Source organism: Polaromonas sp. CG_23.6, assembly GCF_029892315.1.
In the GTDB taxonomy this organism is placed as follows: Bacteria; Pseudomonadota; Gammaproteobacteria; order Burkholderiales; family Burkholderiaceae_C; genus Polaromonas.
The window spans coordinates 121,626-144,616 of the sequence record NZ_JARXUY010000002.1 but is presented as its reverse complement, the minus strand read 5'-3'; the positions used below and the strand labels follow the sequence as shown (position 1 = coordinate 144,616).

The 22,991-nt window shown below is 57.2% G+C and carries 23 protein-coding genes and 1 pseudogene; 6 read left to right on the top strand and 18 right to left on the bottom strand.

The window, feature by feature from the left end; genetic code table 11:
• Positions 1-107 precede the first annotated feature (107 nt).
• A pseudogene (locus H4V98_RS20180) lies at positions 108-296 on the top strand (peptidase); the annotation flags it as partial.
• Between the two features lie 240 nt (positions 297-536).
• On the opposite strand, the gene H4V98_RS20175 reads toward H4V98_RS20180, so the two are convergent.
• The 7 genes from H4V98_RS20175 to H4V98_RS20145 all read right to left on the bottom strand — a co-directional run bounded on the left by H4V98_RS20175 (position 537) and on the right by H4V98_RS20145 (position 8,512).
• The gene (locus H4V98_RS20175; protein ID WP_196864796.1) at positions 537-1,205 is read right to left on the bottom strand and encodes a hypothetical protein; all 669 of its coding nucleotides are present in this window, start codon (positions 1,203-1,205) and stop codon (positions 537-539) included.
• A 114-nt stretch (positions 1,206-1,319) separates the two neighbouring features.
• Positions 1,320-1,910 (bottom strand): plasmid pRiA4b ORF-3 family protein, encoded by a 591-nt coding sequence (locus tag H4V98_RS20170; RefSeq protein WP_280757916.1) that lies wholly within the window; start codon positions 1,908-1,910, stop codon positions 1,320-1,322.
• A 52-nt stretch (positions 1,911-1,962) separates the two neighbouring features.
• The gene (locus H4V98_RS20165) at positions 1,963-3,573 is read right to left on the bottom strand and encodes an IS66 family transposase (protein WP_036803739.1); all 1,611 of its coding nucleotides are present in this window, start codon (positions 3,571-3,573) and stop codon (positions 1,963-1,965) included.
• A gap of 86 nt (positions 3,574-3,659) precedes the next feature.
• A complete protein-coding gene (gene tnpB / locus H4V98_RS20160; protein WP_196864800.1) occupies positions 3,660-4,007 on the bottom strand; it encodes an IS66 family insertion sequence element accessory protein TnpB in 348 nt (115 codons plus the stop codon).
• On the bottom strand, positions 4,004-4,396 hold the full coding sequence (locus tag H4V98_RS20155) for a transposase (protein WP_051983916.1): 393 nt from the start codon (positions 4,394-4,396) through the stop codon (positions 4,004-4,006). Before H4V98_RS20155 ends, tnpB (H4V98_RS20160) begins: the two co-directional genes overlap by 4 nt.
• A gap of 423 nt (positions 4,397-4,819) precedes the next feature.
• Entirely contained in the window at positions 4,820-7,021 is a 2,202-nt protein-coding gene (locus H4V98_RS20150; protein ID WP_196864801.1) for a S8 family peptidase, read from the bottom strand.
• Between the two features lie 153 nt (positions 7,022-7,174).
• Positions 7,175-8,512 carry an IS4 family transposase gene (locus H4V98_RS20145; protein WP_280757283.1) on the bottom strand — a complete coding sequence of 446 codons (1,338 nt, stop codon included), beginning with the start codon at positions 8,510-8,512 and terminating at the stop codon, positions 7,175-7,177.
• Positions 8,513-8,601: 89 nt separating this feature from the next.
• Between H4V98_RS20145 and H4V98_RS20140 the strand changes: the two genes are divergently transcribed.
• The 3 genes from H4V98_RS20140 to H4V98_RS20130 all read left to right on the top strand — a co-directional run bounded on the left by H4V98_RS20140 (position 8,602) and on the right by H4V98_RS20130 (position 10,912).
• On the top strand, positions 8,602-8,883 hold the full coding sequence (locus tag H4V98_RS20140; protein ID WP_280757915.1) for an IS66 family insertion sequence element accessory protein TnpB: 282 nt from the start codon (positions 8,602-8,604) through the stop codon (positions 8,881-8,883).
• Positions 8,871-9,221 carry an IS66 family insertion sequence element accessory protein TnpB gene (gene tnpB, locus H4V98_RS20135; RefSeq protein ID WP_196865129.1) on the top strand — a complete coding sequence of 117 codons (351 nt, stop codon included), beginning with the start codon at positions 8,871-8,873 and terminating at the stop codon, positions 9,219-9,221. The genes H4V98_RS20140 and tnpB (H4V98_RS20135) overlap by 13 nt, the downstream gene beginning before the upstream one ends.
• 149 nt (positions 9,222-9,370) lie before the next feature.
• Entirely contained in the window at positions 9,371-10,912 is a 1,542-nt protein-coding gene (locus H4V98_RS20130) for an IS66 family transposase (RefSeq protein WP_196865130.1), read from the top strand.
• Positions 10,913-10,949: 37 nt separating this feature from the next.
• On the opposite strand, the gene H4V98_RS20125 is transcribed toward H4V98_RS20130, so the two are convergent.
• From H4V98_RS20125 to H4V98_RS20115, 3 genes are all read right to left on the bottom strand, one after another.
• Positions 10,950-11,285, bottom strand: coding sequence for a hypothetical protein (locus H4V98_RS20125; RefSeq protein WP_280757914.1), 336 nt, complete (start codon positions 11,283-11,285; stop codon positions 10,950-10,952).
• Positions 11,286-11,295: 10 nt separating this feature from the next.
• Positions 11,296-12,303 (bottom strand): AAA family ATPase, encoded by a 1,008-nt coding sequence (locus tag H4V98_RS20120; RefSeq protein WP_196865124.1) that lies wholly within the window; start codon positions 12,301-12,303, stop codon positions 11,296-11,298.
• Between the two features lie 432 nt (positions 12,304-12,735).
• Positions 12,736-13,122 carry an H-NS histone family protein gene (locus tag H4V98_RS20115; protein WP_196865123.1) on the bottom strand — a complete coding sequence of 129 codons (387 nt, stop codon included), beginning with the start codon at positions 13,120-13,122 and terminating at the stop codon, positions 12,736-12,738.
• A gap of 281 nt (positions 13,123-13,403) precedes the next feature.
• Here H4V98_RS20115 and H4V98_RS20110 point away from each other — a divergent pair, with 281 nt between their 5' ends.
• Entirely contained in the window at positions 13,404-13,784 is a 381-nt protein-coding gene (locus H4V98_RS20110) for a YciI family protein (RefSeq protein WP_196865122.1), read from the top strand.
• Positions 13,785-13,973: 189 nt separating this feature from the next.
• On the opposite strand, the gene H4V98_RS20105 is transcribed toward H4V98_RS20110, so the two are convergent.
• Positions 13,974-15,299 (bottom strand): TAXI family TRAP transporter solute-binding subunit, encoded by a 1,326-nt coding sequence (locus H4V98_RS20105; protein WP_196865121.1) that lies wholly within the window; start codon positions 15,297-15,299, stop codon positions 13,974-13,976.
• A gap of 169 nt (positions 15,300-15,468) precedes the next feature.
• Here H4V98_RS20105 and H4V98_RS20100 point away from each other — a divergent pair, with 169 nt between their 5' ends.
• The gene (locus H4V98_RS20100) at positions 15,469-16,185 is read left to right on the top strand and encodes an IS6 family transposase (protein ID WP_280757913.1); all 717 of its coding nucleotides are present in this window, start codon (positions 15,469-15,471) and stop codon (positions 16,183-16,185) included.
• Positions 16,186-16,491: 306 nt separating this feature from the next.
• On the opposite strand, the gene H4V98_RS20095 is transcribed toward H4V98_RS20100, so the two are convergent.
• The 7 genes from H4V98_RS20095 to H4V98_RS20065 are packed head-to-tail and all read right to left on the bottom strand — an operon-like array spanning position 16,492 to position 22,931.
• Positions 16,492-17,253 (bottom strand): SDR family oxidoreductase, encoded by a 762-nt coding sequence (locus H4V98_RS20095; RefSeq protein ID WP_280757912.1) that lies wholly within the window; start codon positions 17,251-17,253, stop codon positions 16,492-16,494.
• Between the two features lie 37 nt (positions 17,254-17,290).
• Positions 17,291-18,283: an acetamidase/formamidase family protein gene (locus H4V98_RS20090; protein ID WP_196864712.1), complete on the bottom strand. Its 993-nt coding sequence runs from the start codon at positions 18,281-18,283 to the stop codon at positions 17,291-17,293.
• 17 nt (positions 18,284-18,300) lie between these two features.
• Entirely contained in the window at positions 18,301-19,011 is a 711-nt protein-coding gene (locus H4V98_RS20085; protein WP_196864711.1) for an ABC transporter ATP-binding protein, read from the bottom strand.
• A complete protein-coding gene (locus tag H4V98_RS20080) occupies positions 19,001-19,723 on the bottom strand; it encodes an ABC transporter ATP-binding protein (RefSeq protein ID WP_196864710.1) in 723 nt (240 codons plus the stop codon). Before H4V98_RS20080 ends, H4V98_RS20085 begins: the two co-directional genes overlap by 11 nt.
• Entirely contained in the window at positions 19,720-20,790 is a 1,071-nt protein-coding gene (locus tag H4V98_RS20075; protein WP_196864709.1) for a branched-chain amino acid ABC transporter permease, read from the bottom strand. The genes H4V98_RS20080 and H4V98_RS20075 overlap by 4 nt, the downstream gene beginning before the upstream one ends.
• A gap of 25 nt (positions 20,791-20,815) precedes the next feature.
• The gene (locus tag H4V98_RS20070) at positions 20,816-21,682 is read right to left on the bottom strand and encodes a branched-chain amino acid ABC transporter permease (RefSeq protein ID WP_196864708.1); all 867 of its coding nucleotides are present in this window, start codon (positions 21,680-21,682) and stop codon (positions 20,816-20,818) included.
• A 16-nt stretch (positions 21,683-21,698) separates the two neighbouring features.
• Positions 21,699-22,931 carry an urea ABC transporter substrate-binding protein gene (locus tag H4V98_RS20065; protein WP_196864707.1) on the bottom strand — a complete coding sequence of 411 codons (1,233 nt, stop codon included), beginning with the start codon at positions 22,929-22,931 and terminating at the stop codon, positions 21,699-21,701.
• Positions 22,932-22,991 lie beyond the last annotated feature (60 nt).

Genomic DNA, 22,991 nt, shown 5'->3' with positions numbered 1-22,991 from the left:
AAGTGTCAGGACACTGAACCATAACAAGTCCAAACAACATCGCGGCCAAGCAAAAACTAGAGATTAAGGGTGAGTGGCCGGTTTTGCACGAATCTTACCGACGGGCCATCGTGCCGGTGCGCAACCTGGCCGAAAGCATGCAGGTCGCGTTTGATGCGGGCGCCAAACGCATCTTGCTGCCGATGTCGAGCGTGATTGACCTGCCATCGGTGCCGGGCGAGCTGTTTGCCAAGTTCCAGACCAGTTTTTACTCGGACCCGGTGGATGCAGTGTTCAAGGCGCTGGGGGTGGAGTAATTTCTTTCAATCCATGGTGGTTAGGGCCTGTCTTGGGGCTCAAAATCTTCTACGGTGCGTAGCAAAGGCGCCAAGGATACCCAGCAGTGTGAGAAAACCTTAGCTGGCAAATCGTTTTCAAAATTGAGGCGTAACGCTAAGGCCGAAGAAAAGAAAAAATAGATTGTGTATCGTCGCTAGGCTGGATGGACGCCAATAAGCGCAAGGCCACCCCGCAGCAGCACAGTGTACCGGTGCTCATTAGGTTTCGTCGATGTTAATTAGTATTGTGAATAGGTCGTCGAAGACTTCAGCTAATGGAATTTCAGTCCGGATCCGAAAAGATTCGTGATCACTCTGTTGGACTAGCTCCATTTGATGAATGGGCGCGGCCGAAATAATGGAACGTATGCCATCCTCATCGCCCGCAAAGCCAATGACCCGTATGGATTGGTTCCACTCAACAGCCCACGACCAGACTGCCAGTGGTTCGGGATGACGGCGAATTAGCAGTTTGAAAAAAGTGCTGGCACCAATCGCATGAACCCTTAGCTCCCAATTTCGCACGAGATCCATGAACCAGCGTGAACGCGGCGAACCCCAATCTCCCCGATGGATGGCCGCTATTGGGAAAAACCCACCTTTAACGAATCCGCCTCGTTTTGTTTTAACTTGATAAGTTATCCAATAGAAGAAGCCGAGAAAGTGATAGTGCGCTAACTGATAAAGTCGCGACTCCTCAACTTGAGCTGGCGCCGTGAAATTGAAGGAAAAAGTTGCCGGTCCAAAGGCGTTTTTGATCTCGATCTGCTCATGGCTATCAGCGACAACCTTTCCTGTTCGGCGACTCCTCGACTTGATCGCCTTACGAGCAACCTCAGCTTTTAGTCGCGGATCATCACTTGGGTAGCGTCCAAACTGATCAGGCATCATTGAGATGACCGAAATGTCGTCTTCCAGCTTGGATTTTTCGCCATTGCAATGTGTGCAGACATTCAGGATCAGTAATAGCCCGGCGAATACCGTACTTGACGAAGTTGTCGATCAGAGCTTGATTTCGTCGAGCCGCTGCTGAGCAGCAAATGGATCAAACGCGCTGGGGTCGAACGCACCCCCACACCACTCAAGCATGGTTTGATGCTCTGGGTTTGCGGGATCACGAATGGCATCGACGAACTCTTCATAACCTGGTGCTCCACCAACGTCTTCCGGCGGGCATGCGTTTCTTCCGGTGATACACATCGCCGTGTCCAGCGGCACGCCCAGGTCGACGATGCGCTCGACCTTGATCTTGTGCTCCCAGTGGTCCCCATAATCGTAGATCCAGGTGAACGAACTGGCGCCGTCCATGGCCTTGACCAGGGATACGCGGGACTCATCTTCCACGCCGGGCTCCATTTCGACTTGCGCCTCCCCATACATGGCGTCCGCAAAGATGAATTCGTGCAAATGCCCACCTTGCCAGCCCATGGCCGCCAGCAGTATGTGATGGAGTTTGGAGAGTTTGATGGTGCCGGGCACAGCAATGCGACGCCACACGGCCGGCTTTACGCTCTTGAGTTCGACTCGCAGCTGATAGGATTTCGTAGATTTCGAACGGTTTTTTGACGGGAGCTTGAAGAGTTGCGCGGTCATGCAAACAATTCTCGCATCGGCGCCATATTCCAAGCAAATCGCCCAATGCCGCTCAGGCGGCCAGCGGCAGCGGCTGGATGACGCCACTCCCCAGATGCTGTGCCACGGCCCAGGGCAACAACTCATCGATCCGGTTGATGTGATGGTCTGCAATGCGCTCGAGCACATAGCGCAAATAGGCTTGCGGATTGATGCCGCACAACTTGGCAGTGCCAATGAGCGTGTAAATCACCGCCGCCGTGTGCCCCCCGCCATCAGAGCCAAAGTGCAGATAGTTTTTCCTGCCAATGGCAACGCCTCTGAGGGCGCGCTCGGCGATATTGTTGTCCGCCTCAATGCGCCCGTCCTCCAGGAAACGCGTCAGCGCCCGCCAGTTGCTCAGGCTGTACCCGATGGCCAGCGCCATGGGCGATTTGGCCGATATCTGGCCCAGCGCGGCGTGCAGCCATGCGTGCATTTCCTCCAGAACCGGGCGCGTCCGCAATTGCCGCTGACTTCGTCGCCACTGTGCGCTGTGCCCTCGGACCTCGGATTCCACCGCATAGATCCTGGCAATCCTTTGCAAGGCCTGATGTGCCAGGGTTCCAGGTAAAAGGTCCTGCTGCTTGTGGATTTCGAAGTATTTCCGTCTCGCGTGGGCCCAGCATGCAGCTTCCAGGACGCGGCCGTCATTGAAGAGCGCGTTGTAGCCTGCGAAGGCGTCGACTTGCAGCACACCGCTGAAGTTGCCCAGGTGCTGCCTGGGATGCTCGCCCCGGCGGTCTTCAGAATACTGGAACCATACCGCCGGGTGCGCGCCGTCGCCCCAGCTGCGGTCATCGCGCACATACGCCCAGATCCTGCCAAGGTGGGCCTTGCCTTTGCCCGCGCCCAGCGCGCGTGTGGGCGTGTCATCGCTGTGGACCTTGTATGCCTGCAGCGCATAGCGGCCAATCGCCTGGGCCAAGGGGGTCAGCAGCGCGGCTGCGCTGCCCATCCAGCCGCCCATGGTGGAGGCAGCAATGACAACGTCTTCGCGCGCGTAAATCTGGCTTTGCCGGTACAAGGGGCAGTGATCGGCGTATTTGCCCACCATCACGTGGGCAATCAAGCCGGCACCCGCCGTGCAGCGATCCATCGGGCGCCTGGGCGCCAGCGCCTGTGTCACCGCAAGGCATTGGGCGCAGGCAAACTTCGGGCGGATGTGGCGAATGACCTTGAAGCTGCCCGGCTCGTAGTCCAGCACCTCGGAGACGTCCTGCCCAATTTGCTGCAGACCCGTGCCGCAGGCGCCGCATTTGCAATCGGCGGCGCAGGCGCTGTGAACCACCTCTTCGCGGGGAAGGTGCGCAGGCAGTCCGCTTTGCTGTGAATTCGCAGGTTTGTTGCGCCGCTTCTTGCGTTCGGCTTCCAGGTCACACACATGGCTGCCTTTGGCATCACCCAGCGCGTCAAGGGGTGTATCCAGGGGCATCAGCGGCGCCAGTGCCGCACTGAGCAGTTCGAGTTGGGTTTGGGCGGCGTCCATCTTCTCGCTGGAGCGGCCGTAACGCATGCGTTTCAAGTGCGTGAGTTCGATTTTGAGCTTCTCGATGGTCAGGCGCAGCGCCTTGATTGTGGCGTCGCGCTGCGTGACATCGTCTGTCAGCATCTCGATGGTTTTTGGCAGCGCCTGGGAACTCATAGAACGCTACTTTGCCAGCGCATTTACCAACGGGAAAGAGGACTTGCACTGTCAACCGAAGGCCCCATTCCTGCAGCGTAAAGCGCCTACGCCGCAAGCGTGGGTTGCCAGGTGCGAACCGGCATTCTCCAGTCAATTCCTTCGAGCAGCATCGACAGCTGTGCCGGGGTCAGCGAGACCGAACCGGATTGGGCCTGCGGCCAGATGAAGCGGCCCTTCTCCAGCCGTTTGGCAAATAGACACATGCCTTGGCCATCCCACCACAGTAGCTTGACGATGTCGCCGCGCCTGCCCCGAAACACAAAGACGTGGCCGCTAAACGGTTCCTGATCCAGCGCGCTTTGCGCCAGGGCTGCCAGGCCATCGAATCCCCTGCGCATGTCCGTCCGTCCGGCGGCAAGCCATATCCGCGTGCCCGAGGGCAAACCGATCATGCCATCTCCCGTAGTGCCATCAGGACGCTGCGCACACTGGCCGGATCGATGCGGCCGCGCAGCACCACGCGGGCACCGACCATCTCGATCTCGATGACGCCCTCCTTGTCAATCGCAGCGTGCCCGTCAGGCGCGCCAGCCAGAAGTGTTTCTTGAGACTCAACGGTTACCGGCAAGAGCACAGTTTGGCGGACAGGCCCTGCGGGACGTTTGCGCTCGCGCTTGGCGCGTCTCCACTTGAACACCAAGTTGGCATTGACGCCGTGCTCCAGCGCAACGCCGGCCACGGATGCGCCGGGTTGCTCAATCAGCTCCAGGAGCTTGCGTTTGAAGGCCGCGCTATGCCTGCGTTTTGTGGCGATGACGGGCGATGAATTCGACTCTTGCATGGTGTCCACTTCACGGGCTTGAGTGCACACCACCAATGGAGTGCAACTGCTGCGATCTTGGGCGCCACTTCAAATTTCAGCAAGAACGGTATTCGCCGGGCTATTACCAGGATCAGGTTCCATTGATCAGCTAAAACGCCTCGTGGTACAAAACGCCTCGTGGTACAAAACGTCTACCGATGACATGTTCCTTAGTCGTCGCCAAGTCTGGTCCAAAGCTCTTACTGCAGTAAGCACAGTTTATGTTGCGCAGTACGATGGCGCGGTTGAGCGGAAGCTCGATCACTTTGGACATGATTTTTTATTATTGAAGTTAGCCCTACCAACCAATAGAAAGAGAGCGTTACTTGTATAAAGTAATTTGAACTGTAGGCGGCCCCGTTACTTGAACCTGTATGACTGGAAAAACTGCGATAACTCCTTCTAGCTCACCGTAATAGGAACGATGAGCGATTGCTCGATCTCTTGCTCGACTGCGGCATAAAGGTCTTGAACAACCTCTGGCGCTTCAATTGAAACCAGCAGTGCGTATCTAGCCGTTTGATCGTGCCGATTAAGCGCAGGTCGGTTCCGCCACCAGCCCATCGTTGGATAAATGGCAATCTGTCCACGATTTGCCAACTCGGCAGCTGACCCGGTCCACGTATCGCTTAACAATGATCCACGGCGCCGCAACGTTTCGCCGATAAACCAGCCTGCATCACCAACAGTTTGCACTGGAAGCCCATCCTCTTCATCACGCGCGCGAGCATTTATGCGGGCTCGAAAGATGGCTTCATTTTCCAACGGTCGGCGAACGGCGAAGCGTAGTGCATGCGACTGATACGCGTATTTATTGGCTGATCCTCTGTCACCAGGATTGGGTTCAATAAAATAAGAAAGTGTCACGCGCAAGGTGACATTCACGTTGCCCAAGCTCTCCAGTATGTCGGTCGGCCATGGTAAAGCATGGAGATGCATATCCCGCGTCTTGATGGCACTATTAACCTTTTCATAGGGCTGCAGCTGGTCTTGCACAATCAGCGTCAGCGAGTTTGAGGCGCTCCACAATGCCCGTTGTACATTTGGCACACCATAGCCGCAATGGCGCAGCAAGTTCGTGAGCGAAGCTCGACTTTTCTGATGGCCGAGATATTGATCCAGCATTTTTGGCGTCCAGCGCGCCGAATGAACCATAAGGGCTCGCACAGTCTCTGGCCAAAACGAAGGATAGGCCACCCCAATTTCTGCACCAAGCTTGGTTGCGAGCGCCGTAGCTGCGCTAGTGGCGTGTGTGGTTGTGAAAGACCTTAGCAAAGGCTCGCAATGGGTGGTAAGTAACGAAAGACTCGACGCTGTGCTAGTAAATCCACCCGGCTCAATCGCTGCATTTCCCCCCTCCATAACGATGTCTGGCTTGAAGGGCCAGTCCGAGGACCATGTACACGAAGTGGTTGTGAATGGACTCAAATCATCCACAGCTGCAATGGCTTGGTAATGTGCCATGTCGGATTCAGTGATGTTGGTCAACTGAGAGTAGGCACCGACCGTAATGGCGTTCCATGCCTGAGATGGATCTTGAATTCCATTGGTTGCCAGACTAGCTGGATGCTCAGCCCATGCAGCGGTGTCTTGAGTATTACCTGCTGAAAGGAAAAACAGACGTGGGGTCGCTCCCTGATATTCATAATTAGAAGCCAGGCGATCAATGACTGCCGACCAAGAAGACGGTCGACCTCGGTCACGCCCGTCATCAGCGGTCACAGACATACTGAAGATTCGTCGTCGATTTGCGGCGGATATTTCAACGCGTCCCACAGCCTCTATTGTCAAGTCGCCGTATGATTCACCTTGGTTTCCACCAGCGTGCTGCAGAACCTTAACTGATTCAAGTCTATGAGCAACGAGCAAAGGCATACCATCAGCCAATGCAGGTCCGAGATCGCCGAGCAATGATAGTCCAGCAAGTTCAGTTCCATGACCGTCAGCATCGGCAACGCCCCAACCAGGCTCCACACTATGCAGGTCGGCACTAGCCACAAATGGCGCAAGCAGCGGATGGCCGTTGTTAACGCCGGTGTCTAGAAGTGTCACATAGAGCGAATTTTCCTCAGTATTACCGGTACCAAGCCGCGACTGCAATTCATTGGCCCACTCAGCCTGTTCGTGAGGATTAAGGGAGTCAAAGAAAGCGGCAGTGTCTTTCGCACGCCGTAGCTCAGCGATGGAGTTCAGCAGAAGCGGGGCTTGAAGTAGCTGCGCCTTTGTCCCATGCAATGTTACGACTGATCGCTCCGGGAAGAACAGCGCTCGTTCTCGGGTCTGCATTCCAGCCAGCGAAGCAAGGTGGCGAAAATCATCAATAGATTGCTGCCGATGTTGGCCGGCGGGCAACCATACCTCCCACCAGATCGCCTGCTGGTCGTCGGTCGGAAGTACCTCAGTAGAGTCAGTCCACACAGCGTCGAAGGTGGCAACACGAACTGACCGGATGGCGTCGACGAGTTTTTGGTTGTCTATAGGACGCTGAAGCGAATTTTTTCGCTCAGCAACGTAGTCCACCAACAAATTCTCAAAGTGAAGGATTTTTCCGTCTGGCACAAACACGGTAGCAAAAACCTGGTCACCCACCTTACGCACATTCATTGTAAGCGGCCAGCCATGCCATCTTGAGACTGGGAAGAAAGCGGTCAAACATAGTGTCCACGAAACAAACAAGTGGGCACTATGGAAACGAAGAGAGTGGCGCGGCGCAAACACAGCGCCCAATTCAGGGCCGAGGTGCTTCAGGCCATTTCGTTATACACAAGTCCCCTGAGCCTGAAGCTCGCGTGAGAACCTGATGCCGGCGGCAAAGTCCAGGATGCGCTGCATGCCCAGCCAGATGGTTTTCACGCCCGGCTCACCATCACCCGTGCGCGCTAGAAAGCCACCGAGTCTGGCAACCAAGCGCACCACCTCGTTGAGCGTGGGCGGCTTGCTTGGCAGCTTCTGCTTGTTCAGGATGTAGGCGGCTTTCCACTCATCGGGCTCGAACATCAACTGGGCATCCAGGTCCGGGCAACTTCGCCCCAGCCGCATCAGCCGGGCGATACGCCAGGCCACCACCATGTACAGCACCAGCGCGCGCTCAATCTTCTCGATGCTTCCCAGTTGCAGCGCCTCGATGCGGCAGCCGTTCTTCAGGACATGAAAGAACATCTCGATTTCCCAGCGGGCCCGGTACCAGTCAATCATGCGCGCGGCCTGCTCCAGGCTCTGCACCGGTAGATTGGTCAGCAGCCGCCACTCGACAGGCTTGTCGCCTGCGGCAGGCTGCATTTCCTTGGCCACGATGCAACTGGCCTGCACAAAGTGGCCTTTGCCATCGGGCAGTTCGAGCATTTGCGCCCACACCTGCTGGACCACTTCACGGGCGCGCTGGCCCTTGCGCGAGGCCATTACAAAGCGTATTTCGCCCAGAGGCTCGCTTTGCAACACAGAGATCCAGAGTTTGTCGCCGCTGGACAGGGTGCGGTTGTGTTGGGAGCGCAGCAGCCAGTCCACAGGCGTGCCCAGCGCGCGCGCACGCCGCATCAACTCCATGATGTCGGCCTCGCGGTCAGCCAGGTACACCAACCGGGTGCCGGACAACTCGGCGGCCATTTCGGCCAGCCGCTCGTAACCTTCCACCCAGCGCACACTCTCCTTGATGCCGGGGCGGCTGCCGTCCTTGTTTTTGGGTTCGCGTGCCCACATCCACGCGTCGAGCACGCCCAGCGGTTCGCGCGAAGTCGACACGGCGTAGGTCGGATGCGCGTACATGCCGCGCTGCGCTTCGTAGCTCAGCGGCCCCAGGCCGCTGGCCTCCTGCCCGTTGAAGTCCAGCTCGGTCGTGTCCTGAATGCACAGCACCACCTCGTGCCCGGCCATGCGCGTCTTGGCGCAGTCCGTGTGCGCGCCCAAAATCGCACGCCAATCGACTTCCTCGTTGCCGAAGAACCGGTACGCCGCCATGGTGTCGGCCCAGTCCCCGCAGGCTTGCGGCACGCTCGCCATGGGCTGGGCGCTCAAGCGCTCCACCAGCCGGATGGCCCGCTTGTTGCGCCGCTCATCGCCCAAGTCTATCGTCTCAAATTCAGTGCCTGCCCAGCCCATCGTTTTCCTTCAAATCTTTCTTGAGGGGAATTTTGCCGGAGTTGTGTATAACGAAATGGCTTCAGGCCTGCCGCCAGGCCGAAGCCTCCGTGGCCGCGATAGCGCTGCGCAACAGGTTGAACGCCAACGTGGTTTACCGCTGGCTGCGCGAGGATGCCCAATGCGTTGATTTGCGCGCTGGCAGCCCTACTTTGGCAAACACCAAGTCCGGCACCGAATTCATTGCCGTGCAGATGCCCGCACCGGCGGCGGCAACTTTGCCAGAAATCCGCGTGGAGGTGCGCCGCCCAGGGGCGGCCACTGTCACGGTGAGCTGGCCCGTCCAATGTGCCGGCGAGTGCGCGGCCTGGCTGCGCGAGTGGCTGCGGTGATTCGCATCGACGCGCTGTGGCTGGCGACTTCTCCCGTGGACATGCGCGCCGGCCCCGAGCGGCTGCTGGCCCGGGTGGTACAGGTGTTCGGCGCCGCTCAGGCGCATCACGGCTATTTGTTTGCCAACGCGCGGGCCACGCGCATGAAACTGCTCGTGCACGACGGCTTTGGCGTGTGGTGCGCGGCCCGGCGCCTGAACCAGGGCCGCTTTGCCTGGCCACGCGAGGTCTTTGATGCAGCGGCCCCAATGACGCTGACGCAACCACAATTTGACGCCCTGGTGCTGGGCCTGCCCTGGCAGCGGCTCGAGCAGATGCAGGTGATTACGCGCATGTAGGTAAATGTGGGGCACTGCCGGGAGGCAAGCAATCGGCACATGTCCCAATGGCGCCCTGAGAGGCGGTTTTGCACAATGCAGGCATGCTCAACGTGCACGAATTCAAAGCCCAGGACCTGCACGGTCTGAGTTTCGGTGCACTGGCCGAAATGGCCGCCCAAATGCTTGAGTACATCGCCGAACAAGGCCAGCACATTGCTGAGCAGAGACAACAAGTCGATTTCCAGGCGCGCACCATCCGGCTGCGCGACATCAAGATTGAGCGCATCACGCACGAGCTCGCGCGCCTGAAGGCCTGGCGCTTTGGCGCCCGGACCGAGCGCATGAGCGCCGAGCAGCGCGAGCTGTTCGAGGAAACACTGGCCGCTGACCAGGCCAGCCTGGAGGCCCAGCTCGAAGCGTTGCAGGGCCAAAGCGGCGCGCCGGGCCCCGCTGTTGTCGTCGAACCCCGGCGCCAGCCCAGACGCCAGGCGCTGCCCGAACACCTGCAGCGTGTGGAGCACCGCCACGAACCGCAAAGCACCACGTGTGGGTGCGGCCAGTCGATGGTGCGCGTGGGCGAGGACATCAGCGAGAAGCTGGACATCGTGCCGGCGCAGTTCTTCGTGCATCGCCATATTCGCGGCAAGTGGGCGTGCAAGTGCTGCCAGTCGCTGGTGCAGGAGCCGGTCGAGCCGCACATCATCGACAAGGGCATGCCCGCCGAGGGCTTGCTCGCCCACACCCTGGTGGGCCGCTTCGTCGACCACCTTCCGTACTACCGGCAAGAGCAAATCAACGCACGCTCGGGTGTGCACACGCCGCGCTCGACGCTGGCGGCATGGTCGGGCCGGGCCGGCGCTGGATTGATGCCGCTGTACGAGGCGCACCGCGCGTTCGTGCTTGGCGCGGCGGTCGTGCATGTTGATGAAACGCCGGTGAACATGCTGGACCCGGGTTCGGGCAAGACCAAGCGGGCCTACGTCTGGGCGTATGCCCGCAGTGCTTTTGATGTGCTGCCGGGCGTGGTGTACGACTTTTGCATTGGCCGGGCAGCCAAATACCCTGTTGAATTTCTCAAGGGCTGGTCGGGCACACTGGTGTGCGACGGCTACAAAGCTTACGAGAGCGTCTTCAAGTTAGAGAGGCGAATCGAGGCGGGCTGCATGGCGCACGCGAGGAGAAAATTTGACGAGCTGATTAAGGAAAACCAGAGCCCGGTGGCCGCCCAGGCCGTGCAGCGCATCGCCTGGCTGTACCGAATCGAGAAAGAAGCCCGGGAACTGCCCGAGCACGAGCGTCTGGCAATGAGGCAATCCAGGGCCGGGCCGCTTTGCGAGGAACTCCATCTTTGGCTGCGTCTGGAGCGCCAGCGCGTGCCCGACGGCAGCGCCATCGCCGGCGCCATCGACTACAGCCTGAACCGCTGGACGGCGCTGACGGCCTACCTGGTCGATGGCAACGTGGCCATCGACAACAACCACATTGAAAATCTCATGCGCCCGTGGGCAATGGGAAGAAAAGCATGGTTGTTCGCCGGCAGCGAGCTCGCCGGCCAGCGCGCCGCTGTCGTCATGAGCCTGGTGCAATCGGCCCGGATGAACGGCCTGGACCCGTGGGCGTACCTGAAGGATGTGCTCACACGACTGCCTGGCCACCTCAACAGCCGCATCGACGAGCTGCTGCCCCATCACTGGCAGCCTGCGGGCTGACGCTTCGCTAACCCGTAGCATATTTCGACATGCTTATTCAAGATGTCATCGCTGGCCGCTTACCATTCATTAGCTCAATGCCGCTGTGATCCCGAGCCAAGCTTTCAGCAGCCATCTTTACTCCATGCATGCTTTCGAATTCGACCTGCACGCCGATGGCTGTTTGAACGTTAGCTTGCTGCTGTTGAGCTATGAGTGCTTGCTGGGCCACTTCGACTTGTGCAAACTGCTGTCGAAGTTCCGCTGCGTGCATCTGTCGATTTTGCGGCGGAACCACTGTAGGGCTGCCTCCGCCCATTGAAGGCGCTGTAAAGTGCTCTGTTCTGCTGGTGTTTTGAAGAAAGATATGGGGTCGGAGTGCGCCTGTGGCCATAGATATCTAATTATTGTTTTCCATGACCGTCAGTACGCTTTTTTGCAGCCTGCCGGCTTTCCAGTAGCTTCAGCAATGCTGCCGGCACAATCTGGTCGACATCCCGCATAACAGCATCCTTAAGCGTGTCATCTATAGCCCGCGATATGTCGGCATGGCTAAGCCCGCCCGCTGCAGCGACAAGATCGTTCCAGACCTTTTTCGTGCCGCGCATGTAGCGAGCCACTCTCACTTGCAGCAGTTTATGAATTTCGTCAGGCGAGGGAACGTGGTACTCGATCACATCGTCGAAGCGTCGAAAGAGAGCTTGATCCAAAATTTCGGGATGATTGGTCGCAGCCACGATCACGCTGCTTGAGTCGTCTTGCTCAATCATCAACAGAAAACTGTTGAGAATTCGACGAACCTCACCAACATCGTTGGCTAAACCTCGCTGACTGCCGATAGCATCGAACTCGTCGAAGAAATACACCCCCCGCGTTGACTGGACCGCGTCGAAGACCTGTCGCAGTTTCGCAGCCGTCTCACCCATGAATTTTGTGATGAGCGCATCTAGGCGAACAACAAACAAAGGCACCCCCAACTCACCGGCCAGGGCCGCAGCGGTCATTGTCTTTCCTGTTCCAGAAGGTCCCACCAATAGAATTTTTCGACGTGGATGCAACCCATGTTCACGCAGCTTTGTCATGTACCGCTGCTCCTTGAGAACGCGCTGCAAGCTGTGTTCCACGTCATTGGAGAGCACCATATCGCCAAAGCGGCGACTAGGGTAAGAAACACTTAGCAACGAAGCCAGTTCGCCTTTCGGCCTTGCCAGAGGCACTGGAGCAGCCGAAATTTCGTTAGGCACGCGCTTTGCCTTGGCTGCATCGATCAGTTCGCGCATCTCTTCAGCAAGCCGTCCATGACCTTGCTTTGCCTCGTGCGCAGCCACCTGCATCGCTACCGAATAGAAATGGCGATCATCGCCTTCTAGGTGGGAGCGAAGCAGTGCTTTGAGCTGATCTGCGGTTGCCATAGTCTGTGTATTGTCCCGTAACTGTGAAGAAAGCCTAAGAAAAGTTTCCTATCTGGCTTTTGGCTGGGATAACCGCTGATAGTTCCTTCTGGCACAACTGGAAAACTGGCCCATCGAACACCCATGCTCGTATCGGCGTGCGAGTAGTGTCAGCATGAAACATCAACTGGCGAACACATGTACACGAGGAAAAAAATCGACAGAGGGGGGAGAAGTGGGGAAAGCTTTCCATAAAAAGCTGTAGCCCGGAAATGGACCGAACACGAGGACTGTTTGTCCTCGGAAACAAAAAAGCCAACCGCATGGGTTAGCTTCTTTACAAGGTAAACCTTGGTGGCCTGGGGGCAACGAACCACCAATATAAGGATTTTCAATTCTCTGGCCGGGCGGGGGCCATGCGTAAAGAGTCTGCCTTGCGCTTCGTTTGGTTTTTTACTCTGCCACTGTGCTGCCAGAGGCGCTCGCATCTGTCTGTATTAGGAAATCCTCGCGCGTCTTGCCCTGGACCAGCAAAGCATTGAGCCACCCTGGCGCCGGTCCCCGGCCGCTCCACACTTGGCCATCCGGACCCTGGTACTTCGCTGGCGCGGATGAAACCGGCTTTTTGCCCTTGGGCGCGCTTGTAGCCGCCTTGGCCGGCGCTGCCTTGGGCCTGGCAGGCTTGGGCGCTGCACGGCCAAGCTCCTCGGTCGTGATGCCATAGGCCGTCATCTGCTCGCGCAGGTGCGCCAGCACAGCCGGGCGGTTCTTCTTTTGCAGCTCAAGGGCTTGCTTTTCCATCTCGGTAATTTGCTGCCTGAGCTTGATGAGGTCATCCATGATGTGGGTTTTTTCTGAAAAGTTGAACCAGCCCGCATCGTACTGTGCTTGGAGCCCAAGCTCATCCTGGCATGGCTTGTTTTCACCCCTTGCTTGGCTTGCGGCGGTGCGTCTGCTGCCCTCAAACACTCCGCTGGCCTTCATCGACCCTGGCTTGGTATCCGCGGCGGCAAACTCATGGTGATGGCCATGGGAGGTTCCAAGTCCACACCCTGGCGTAGGACCCGCCTGACACCCCGCGACTTTGCCGTCTGATCGCCTGGAACTGACCAGGCAGCAACATGAAATTTTCAACCCACTCACTGGAGGCAGCGATGAAGTTCATGATTTTGGTCAAGTCCAATCCTGATCTCGAGGCGCGTTTGGCCGCGATGAGCCAGGCGCAGATGAAGGAGCAGATGGCCGCGATGGAAGTCTTCAACGAAGCGCTCAGGCAAGCAGGTGTGCTGCAGGACTGCGACGGCCTGCGCCCGAGCCGCGAGGCCAAGCGGGTGCGCTTCGAGGGCCCCTCGCGCACGGTCGTTGACGGACCTTTCGCCGGGGACCTGGTGGCCGGCTACTGGCTGTGGGAGCTGCCATCGCTCGAAGAAGCAGTGGCCTGGGTCAAGCGCTGCCCGAACCCGATGCCTGCGCCCTCGGAAATCGAGATCAGGCCGATATAAGGGCTGTCAGGCCCAGCCGAGGGCAATAAAAGTCAGCGGCACAAACAACCAAACAGGAATGTAATCAACGTAACCCCACCCAACCCCCACCCCGAAAAACCTCCCCTCCCGCCCCCTCATCCCCCTCGCAGGCGCGGGGAGGTCGGGCCAGGGGGGTGGTTTTGATTGAGTTGGTTGAGTTTTGGTAGATTACATTGCACTGTGTAGATGCTGACAGTTCTCCGGCAGGGGTACGGGAGCATTCGGAGAGCTGCATTCTGGGCGGGTGGATTCCGCTGCAACGCGGGCTTCTCGCTGCATCAAGCTTTCCTGGACCATCCGCAAATGAACCCGCAGGCGGTGAAGATCGGCGACGAACGGCCGCGCTACCTTCAGTGACCGCACGGCCAACTCGAGGCTTGACAGGTGGCCGCGCGTCTGCACCAGCTGTGATGCATTGCCATCGAGTTCAAGCTCGCTCTCGATGCTTGCGAGCGATCCGTGCAGCCGGTCAATGCGACGCATGCGCAGCCACCGGTAGGTGCGCGGTGCGAAGCTGATCAGAGGAACCAGCATCGCAAAAATGGGAATAACAAAGAACATGACCCGGTCCAGGAGCGAGGCCAGCCAGAACGATGTGTACTGCCGCCAAAAGCTCGGCCCGTCGCGATAAAAGGCCTGCGCCGTGGGCGACAGCGGCAAGTCGCTGGCTTGCTCGGACGGGTACTCGCCGATACGGTTGAACGGGCCTGGCTGCCAGTGGACTTCGCGCATCGCTTCCAACAGCATGTACTGCAGCGCCGGGTGCAGGTCCTTGCGCACAAGCAGCCGGTTGCGCGAGCCCAGCAGGTCGATATTTTCGCTCGGCACATCACGGCCCAGACTGATAAGGCCTCGCCACAGGACCACGTGCCGAAGTCCCGGAACGGCTTTGGCGATGGCTTCGGCCTGTGCGACGTTCATCATCCGAATGCTGGGCGCATCGAGTGCCCGCTGCAGCAGGGGGCTACCAAGGGATGCCGCAAGGACAACCGCATCCAAACCGCCTGCGATCAGCGCATCGAGCGACTGGGCAGGCTCCATGTCAACGAGCTGCGTTGACGCATCGAGCGCTTGGGTTTCCTGAAGCACTGCACGAATAAGAGGGCGCAGGGCCGTTCCGGCCACGCCGATGGACAGCCGTTTGCCGCGCAACTGGTCAAATCGCGTGATCGGCTCAGCGCCCCGGTAGAACACGAAGATCGGCGCGTCGTACACGCCGCCGAGCGACGCAAGTTCAAGGGCGTCACGGGTTTCGGTAAAACCAAACGTCGTCAGCGCCGCCTGCACGCCGGAAGATGCATCGCGCAGCTGCGCAAGGCCGTCGACCGCACCGGCGGCATGGCGGATTTCAAGCGTGATGCCTTGACGAGCGAGCACCTGTGCGTATTGCCTGGCAAACCCGTCGTACCTGGACCCCGCCGCTCCGGCAACGAGTACGAGCCGGTTGGGGGGCACCGGGTCGAGAACGCGAAAGCCGAGGTACAGCGCGGCCATGAGCAGAGCGGCCGCACTCAAAACGGCGACAGATGAAGCGGGGAAACGGCGCCTGATCTTCATCTGTTCATCGCTTCATCGACATCCTGTTAGAGCAACTTTTACCCGGACAGCCCGTGGGCCGCGTCTTGCGGTTCTGTCGCAATAAGCGTGAACGACAATCCAGCGCATGCTTGATTTCCGCAAAAGTTCAATCAACAGCGCCCTGCGCAAGGTCCTCAAACGGTTTCACTATCCCCTCGAGGTGATGTTGACGTGCGTGCGCTGGTATGTGGCCTATCCGTTGAGCCTGCGCCATGTTGAGGAAATGATGCGGGAACGCGGTGTTTTCGTTGACCACGCTACTGTGCATCGCTGGGCAATCAAGATGGTGCCGGTGCTGGCCGCCGTATTTCGTCGGCGCAAGAACCCCGTTGGCAAGAGTTGGCGGATGGACGAAACCTACATTAAAGTGGCCGGCCAGTGGAAGTACCTTTACCGGGCTGTTGACAGGGCTGGCGATACGGTGGACTTCCTGCTGACTGCCAAGCGAGATATGGCTGCTGCCCGCCGATTTCTGGAACGTGCCATCAACCTGCACGACGTGCCAGAGAAGATCACCATCGACAAGAGCGGCGCCAATACAGCCGCCATTGAAAGCGTCAAGGCTGACGCTTGCGTCGATATCCTGATGCGTCAAAACAAGTACCTCAACAACATCGTTGAACAAGACCACCGGGCCATCAAACGGCTTACTCGTCCAATGCTGGGTTTCAAGTCATTTTGGAGTGCCCGCATTATCATTGCAGGCATCGAAACCATGCACATGATCGGCAAGGGGCAGATGAACTGCCCCGCCGGCAAACCCATGTCCGCAGCGCAGCAGTTCTACAGCCTCGCTGTTTGATCTCCAGCTCAGCAACGCAATTTTTTTCGGCTAAGCTCCACTATTGCGACAGAACCGGTTTTGAGGGGCGGCCCGGATTCGGACGCAATCCGGCGTTTTTGACGTAGCCGATTGGTTTCAAATAAGAATCGTCTCGAATTGCATGGGCGTCACCTGCCGCTCTAAGTCCAAAAAGTAATCGCCAAATCGATTGATGTGCTCGATCAGGTAAGGTGCAAAGCCGCCAAGGACAGCCGCGTCAACGAAAATTCCTCGGCCTGATTCTCATTGAGCTTTCGCTACGTCAACAGAGCCTAAAACAGACTCTTAAAACTGAACGCCGCGTGTCAGCGCGCCATCAACCAGCAGATTGGTGCCGGTAATAAAGCTCGCTGCCGGACTGGCCAGAAACACCGCGCCATTGGCTACCTCCTGCGGCGTTGCCATGCGACCCGTTGGATTCAATGCAAGCGATTCTTTGAACAACGCAGGGTTGCCGGTTTCGATCTGCTCCCAAATGCCACCCGGAAAGTAGGTGTTACCAGGAGATACCGAGTTGGCCCGGATTTTTCTACCCGCCAATTGAAAGGCTAGGCCCTGCGTGTAGTGAACGATCGCGGCCTTAAAAGAGCCGTAGGGTCCGGCGGTAAAGTCGATCTCGCGAGCGGACACACTGGCAATCGTGATGATGGCCGCGTGTTCGCTCTTTTCAAGGCTGGGCATCGCCGCGTTGATGAGGCGCACGGTGCCCATCATGTCAACATCAAAACCGCTTTTCCAACCCACCTCGTCGTTGCCAATGGCCAGCGCACTGACGTTGGCCACCACGATGTCAATACCACCCAATGCCAGCTGCGCCTCGGCCACGAAAGCTGCAAGCGTCGGGCCATCGCCTACATCGACTGAACGACCCAACACCTTTACGCCATAGCGTGAGAATTCGGCTTCGGTGGCCGCCACCTCTTCATAATTGCGAGCGCAAAAGGCGACCTGCGCGCCCTCTTTCAATAAGGTTTCAACGATGGTGCGGCCAATGCCTTTGGTTCCGCCGGTAACGACTGCCCTGAGGCCTTTAAGTCCCAAATCCATGGTGTAGTCCTTTTTTTAATATTGAATAAAACGAGAGTTAGGGCATGGCCAAGTATTTCTTTTCAACGCCTGCTGCAACCGAGTATTTAGGGTCGACGAAGTTGCCAAGCCGGACCTTGCCGCATTGGCTAAGCATCATGTAAGCATCCCATTTATCGTAGTCGTACTCTTTGGCCATCCACATGACAAGTTCATGGTAGGCAATACGTGTGGCATCTTCCAGGGGTCGGGCACTGCCGATGACCATGATCTGGTGTTCGGTTTCGAGCCGGGGCCAGTTGATCTCCCAGTTTTTAATGAGGTCGACATGAATGGTAGTGCGACTGGCGTATTCAACGGCGGTGCCGCAAACTTCGCCATCACCCTGGCAGGCATGGGCGTCACCAATAAACAGGCGCGCACCCGGTGAGCGCACCGGCAAATACGTGATGCTGCCCGGCCCCATATCGGGCACGTCCATGTTGCCGCCGTGGTTGTCTGGTGTGAGGGAATTGATCGAGTCGATTTCAGGTGACAGACTTAACGTTCCGATGTGCGGTCGATAGGGTAAAGTGACGCGTCGGCTCCAGTACACGCCCTCTTCATCAAGGTCGATCTTGCGTGTAATTTCAGGCAATGGGTCGTTCAGCATCGCCGTGAAGTCAGTTCCCGTGAGGGCACCAAAACGCGGGATCAAGCAACAGGTACCGCGTGGGTTGGGGCCGCGCGGCAGCATGGACTCAATGTAGACCGCGACAACATCGCCTTTCTCTGCGCCCTCAATCATGATAGGGCCGTTTTGCGGATTCAAAAAGGGGACACGCAACTTGGCGCTTGGCAGGTCTTGCTCCGTTTGAATTTTCCCGTCAAATGCATCACGGGTATCCACAATCACGCGGTCCCCCGGTGCAATATGCATCACGGGCTCTGAGTAAGGCCCGATGGTGTAGTGAAACACGCCCTGGCGAGTCTCATTGAGTTCGTGTGTTGTGCCAACGGCACCACGGGCCAGTCCACGTGTGTGCATGATTGATTGTGAAAGCCAGTACATGTTCTTTTTTCCTTGAGTTAGATCATCAAATGACTGCGCACGCTTGCGGCATTCATGTGATCCGCGTCAATGTTGCCGACAATGCGCCCCTTCTCCATCACATAGGCGCGCTCGCCCATGTCAAGGATGGTATCTAGGTTCTGCTCAACGAACAGAATCGTCGTCCCAAGGTCTTTGCGGATCGTTCTCAGCACGTTGCAGATCAATTGCACGATTGATGGCTGAATGCCTTCCGAGGGCTCGTCGAGCAGCATCAGCGCAGGGTTTCCAACCAGCGCACGGCCGATAGCCAGCTGCTGTTGCTCACCACCCGACATGGTGCCAGCGAGTTGAGTCCGGCGTTCTGCCAGGCGCGGAAAGTATTGGTACACCAGCTCGGGCTGCTTCTTACTATCGCGACCGCCAACCAATTCACCAACCATCAAGTTTTCGGCTACCGTCATGCGCGCGAACACCTCGCGTCCTTGTGGCACGTAGCCAATGCCGCGTCGGGCACGCGCATCGCTCGACAACGACGTGATGTCGTGCCCGAGCAGGCGAATACTGCCGCCTCGCGTCCGCAAGAGACCAATCAGGCAGCGCATCGTCGTCGTCTTGCCAACGCCATTGCGCCCGATCAACGCAATGATCTCGCCTTTTCCGACGGTGAGATCAACGCCCTGCAGAATCGGGGTCTCGCCATATGCAGCCCGCAAGCCCTGAACTTCAAGAACGACTTCAGTGTTCATGGGTTTTGCCAAGGTAGATTTCGGCCACGCGCGCGTCCGAGATAATGTCGTTGATTGAACCCTCGGCAAATACATTGCCGAAATGCAGCACAGTGACGCGATGTGCGATCTGGCGAATGAACGCCATATCGTGCTCGACCACCAACATAGTCATGCCTTCGGTATTGAGCTTCTGGATCAGCTCACCGGTTTTGAAGGTTTCCTCCGGTGAGAGGCCTGCTGTCGGTTCGTCCATCAACAGGAGCACAGGCTTGAGCGCTATTGCCATGCCAATTTCAAGCCATTGCTGCTGTCCGTGTGCTAACACGCCGGCCAGCTTTGTCGCCTCACCCGTAAGGTCGAGTAGTTCAAGCAACCGATCTTCCTCGCGCGCCAAATCGGCACCGCGCACATGATGTTGCAACGCAATGTGAAGATTCTGCCGCACGGGCAACTCCTTAAAAACGCTCGGCGCCTGCATCTTGATGCTCATCCCCTGCTTGACTCGCTGGTACGGTCGCTCGTGCGTCACGTCCTTACCCATGAATTCAATACGGCCAGACGTAGGTTCGTGCGTACCAACGACTAACTTAAAGAGCGTGCTCTTGCCGGCGCCATTGGGTCCGATCAGACAATGGATTTCCCCATTCTTCACCGTTAAATCAACCTCCGACACCGCTGCATGACCGCCAAATTTTTTCGACAGTCGAGTTGTCTGCAATAGCGCGCTCATGCCTTCCCCTCATCAGCCACTTGGGCACCTTGCTTGCTGCGAAAAGCAAAGACGCGCTTGATCGACTGCACCACACCGATAACAAAACCCTGGGGCGCGACCATGACGGTGCACAGCAACATGGTCCCCATTAAAAGCAGTGCGGCTTGCTGGCTGTAAATCGTAAGAATTTGAAACACCCACAGCACCAAAAAAGTACCGACCAGGGTCGCCGTTATGTCGCTTCGTCCCGAAAACGCTACCCAGACAATCGGCATGGCTGCGGCGGGAAGACCAACACTGGCAGGCGTGATGAACTGGCCCCACGAGGTGTAAAGCACACCGCTCAACCCGGCTAGCATCGAGCCGATAACAAATGTTGCGAGCTGGTATTTGCGTACGTCGTAGCCCAGCAGTTCGGCACGCTGTGGGTCTTCCCGAATAGCCACTATGACGTTGCCGAAGCGTGAGTTGAGAAAAATTCGCAAGCTTAGGTAAACCACCAATAACAGACTGACTACCAAGTAATATAGCGGTAAGCCTTCAAAGATAAGTGGATCGTCGCCGACCCAGGGAATATTGAGCGACGCCATACCGCCCATTCCGTTGAACCCGTTCAATCGCGCCAATCCGATGTGCCATTCAGGTCCGGCCGTTTGACCAAGAAAAAAAGCAAGGACCAGTGCCGCTGACAACGTCACAATGCCGAAAAATACGCCGCCGATCTGGCCCCAGATCATAAAGTAGCCCAGTATTGCGGCCACCGCTCCGGCGACCAGCAACGCGGCCAGCAACGCTAAAACCGTTGTGCCGGCTTCACCGCCAAGGTTAATCGCCAAAACGCCATAAGCATAACCGCCTATACCGAAGAAAAGGGTTTGTCCAAATGACAGCATGCCGCCATAGCCCCACACAAGGCAAAGCCCCATGGCCATAAAGACCCAGAGCAGCAAATAGGCCATGTTGCCGACGCTGTAAGCATCAGCAAATAGGGGGTAGATAAGCATGACGGTCAGCACTGCCATAAAACTCATCCAAAAAAATCGGCTAGTGCCAAGTGTCTGCGGGCCATTGATAAGTTTGAACATGAGAAACTTTTAGGTCAGTAGCAATTTATCGAGTCCTGCGGGCGAACCAGCCCGACAAACCTTCGGGGAGGATTCGAATGACAATAATCACTGCGAGAAGCATGCCGATCTGTCCGACAATCTGTCCGCCCCATCCGTTGAGTCCGGTTCGAACGATAGCCAGTAGGATGCCAGCTGGTGCAGTGCCGAGTAGGACATTCGCGCCACCTACCACCACGGTAACAAAGCTTTCAATAAGAAATGTGGCCCCCATGGTCGGAATCAGCGTCATGGTCGGTGCATACATCGCACCACAGAAGCCGGCAAGAGCAGCACCAATGCCGAAGCTCAGCGCGTAGACGTTGCCTACTTTTACGCCAGTTGCCTGCGCAATCGACGCGTTCTGCATGGTGGCCCGTGCATGCACGCCAAAGCGGGTCTTCATAAAGATGACGTAGATGAAGGCCAGCACAGCCACAGCGCAGCCGAACAACACCATGCGGTAGTTCGAATATGTGTAGATGCCGATTGAGAAACTGCCATCTGGCGTGCCGATACCCGGGAGTGACGAACCGAAGATGATCAACATCCCCTGCGTGACCATGAGGCTCAGGCCCCATGTGGCCAGCAGGGAATCCAGTGGCCGTTTGTAAAGCTTGCGCACTAGGCTCCATTCAACCAGCACGCCAATGGCACCGGCCGCAATCGTCCCGCAAGCCTGTGCAATTGGCAGCGGTAGGCCTGCATGCACAAGCGAAACGGTCACATATGCACCACACATGATGAATTCGCCATGCGCCATGTTGATGACACCCATCATTCCAAAAATAATTGCCAACCCCGCTGCCGCCAGAATCAGAAAAGCAAAGACGTCGGCAAACTGATAAACGTAGGAGAATATTTCGGCGAGCACCTGGCGCTACCTTTCTTTAGGATTTCTTGGGAAAGTCTGACGGCGTATATTGCTTTTTAGCGTTCTTCTTCGTCAGGTCGCAACCGACTTGCCCAAGCCAGTAGGGCTGGATCAGGCCATAGTTCTTGAGCACGTTTACCTTATGCTTGTCATCGACCGCAATCAAGCGCATCTGATGTGAGGTGTGCTGACTTTTAGGATCGATACAAACTTGCCCCTCGGCGGCGTCAATGCATGCTTCACCTGTTGCAATAACCTGACGCAGGTCCGCCAACTTAGTTGACTTGGCTTTCTCAACCAGCATTTTGTACATATAAATTGCGGAGTACGCGTTATAACCCGCGTCATTGATGTACGGCTCATCCGGAAATTTGGCATGCCAGCGCTTCTTGAAATCGTTAGCCGGCGCGGTGTCAATTTCTTCGAACCAGTTGGCTGTCACATTCATCTGATTCAGCGCAGGGGACGCAAAACGCTTGTGCTCGTAGCCAAGCATTACTTTCACAGATGAGCCCATTGGCAGGTTCAGCTTGGCTGCCGTCGCCTGCTCGAAGAATGAATCTTGTGCTGCGCCCACGTTGAGCATCAGCAGCCAGTCGGGCTTGGCCTTTTGGATGTTCTGGATAGTCTGTGCAAACTGCGATACGCCCAATGGAATGAACTCCTCACCGACGATCGTGCCGCCCACATCCTTCAGGATTGACCGGTTCCATTCGGCGGATATCTGGCCGAAGTTGTAATTGGCTGCGACCACATAAACTTTCTTGCCGAACTTCTCAACCATGTAAGGAATAAGGGTTGAGAACTGCTGCTCGGGCACTGCACCCATGCTGATCATGTTCGCATCGCAGACGCCGCCTTCGTACTGGTTGGTATAGAAGTAAGGGGTCTGCGTCCGATTAACGATCGGCCGGATCGCCTCACGCGCCGCCGATGTGATGCCGCCGATCAGAACGTCGACCTTGTCCTTGTTCAGCAAGCGCCGCGTAAATTCCTGATATCGCGCGTTGCCGCCCTGGGGGTCGAGGTGAATAAGTTCCAGCGGACGACCCATCACACCGCCCGCCTTATTGATCTCTTCCACCGCAAGTTGCGATCCATGCATCTTGGGCAGGCCCATAAAGGCCAGATCGCCCGAGACGTCTTCCATCAGGCCAATCTTCAAAGGATCTGCAGCCAGTGCAGTAGACGAAATACCCACCACAGTCAGTATCGCAGCGACTGAAAAAAACGTGTTGCAGAATTTCATAATGGTGTACTTCAGGAGTTTGGGAGGTCGATGTGAAATGAACGAAAGGGACGAGAAGGA

Excerpts from the sequence above, each read along its gene's own strand:
- H4V98_RS20165 (WP_036803739.1), bottom strand. The coding sequence starts at position 3,573 with ATGAGTTCCCAGGCGCTGCCAAAAACCATCGAGATGCTGACAGACGAT.
- H4V98_RS20170 (WP_280757916.1), bottom strand. The coding sequence starts at position 1,910 with ATGACCGCGCAACTCTTCAAGCTCCCGTCAAAAAACCGTTCGAAATCT.
- H4V98_RS20085 (WP_196864711.1), bottom strand. The coding sequence starts at position 19,011 with ATGAACACTGAAGTCGTTCTTGAAGTTCAGGGCTTGCGGGCTGCATAT.
- H4V98_RS20100 (WP_280757913.1), top strand. The coding sequence starts at position 15,469 with ATGCTTGATTTCCGCAAAAGTTCAATCAACAGCGCCCTGCGCAAGGTC.
- H4V98_RS20150 (WP_196864801.1), bottom strand. The coding sequence starts at position 7,021 with ATGAATGTGCGTAAGGTGGGTGACCAGGTTTTTGCTACCGTGTTTGTG.
- H4V98_RS20120 (WP_196865124.1), bottom strand. The coding sequence starts at position 12,303 with ATGGCAACCGCAGATCAGCTCAAAGCACTGCTTCGCTCCCACCTAGAA.
- H4V98_RS20115 (WP_196865123.1), bottom strand. The coding sequence starts at position 13,122 with ATGGATGACCTCATCAAGCTCAGGCAGCAAATTACCGAGATGGAAAAG.
- H4V98_RS20155 (WP_051983916.1), bottom strand. The coding sequence starts at position 4,396 with ATGCAAGAGTCGAATTCATCGCCCGTCATCGCCACAAAACGCAGGCAT.
- H4V98_RS20130 (WP_196865130.1), top strand. The coding sequence starts at position 9,371 with ATGGCCGCCCAAATGCTTGAGTACATCGCCGAACAAGGCCAGCACATT.
- H4V98_RS20175 (WP_196864796.1), bottom strand. The coding sequence starts at position 1,205 with ATGCCTGATCAGTTTGGACGCTACCCAAGTGATGATCCGCGACTAAAA.
- H4V98_RS20105 (WP_196865121.1), bottom strand. The coding sequence starts at position 15,299 with ATGGCCGCGCTGTACCTCGGCTTTCGCGTTCTCGACCCGGTGCCCCCC.
- H4V98_RS20145 (WP_280757283.1), bottom strand. The coding sequence starts at position 8,512 with ATGGGCTGGGCAGGCACTGAATTTGAGACGATAGACTTGGGCGATGAG.
- H4V98_RS20080 (WP_196864710.1), bottom strand. The coding sequence starts at position 19,723 with ATGAGCGCGCTATTGCAGACAACTCGACTGTCGAAAAAATTTGGCGGT.
- H4V98_RS20075 (WP_196864709.1), bottom strand. The coding sequence starts at position 20,790 with ATGTTCAAACTTATCAATGGCCCGCAGACACTTGGCACTAGCCGATTT.
- H4V98_RS20110 (WP_196865122.1), top strand. The coding sequence starts at position 13,404 with ATGAAATTTTCAACCCACTCACTGGAGGCAGCGATGAAGTTCATGATT.
- tnpB (WP_196864800.1), bottom strand. The coding sequence starts at position 4,007 with ATGATCGGTTTGCCCTCGGGCACGCGGATATGGCTTGCCGCCGGACGG.
- H4V98_RS20090 (WP_196864712.1), bottom strand. The coding sequence starts at position 18,283 with ATGTACTGGCTTTCACAATCAATCATGCACACACGTGGACTGGCCCGT.
- H4V98_RS20125 (WP_280757914.1), bottom strand. The coding sequence starts at position 11,285 with ATGGCCACAGGCGCACTCCGACCCCATATCTTTCTTCAAAACACCAGC.
- H4V98_RS20065 (WP_196864707.1), bottom strand. The coding sequence starts at position 22,931 with ATGAAATTCTGCAACACGTTTTTTTCAGTCGCTGCGATACTGACTGTG.
- H4V98_RS20095 (WP_280757912.1), bottom strand. The coding sequence starts at position 17,253 with ATGGATTTGGGACTTAAAGGCCTCAGGGCAGTCGTTACCGGCGGAACC.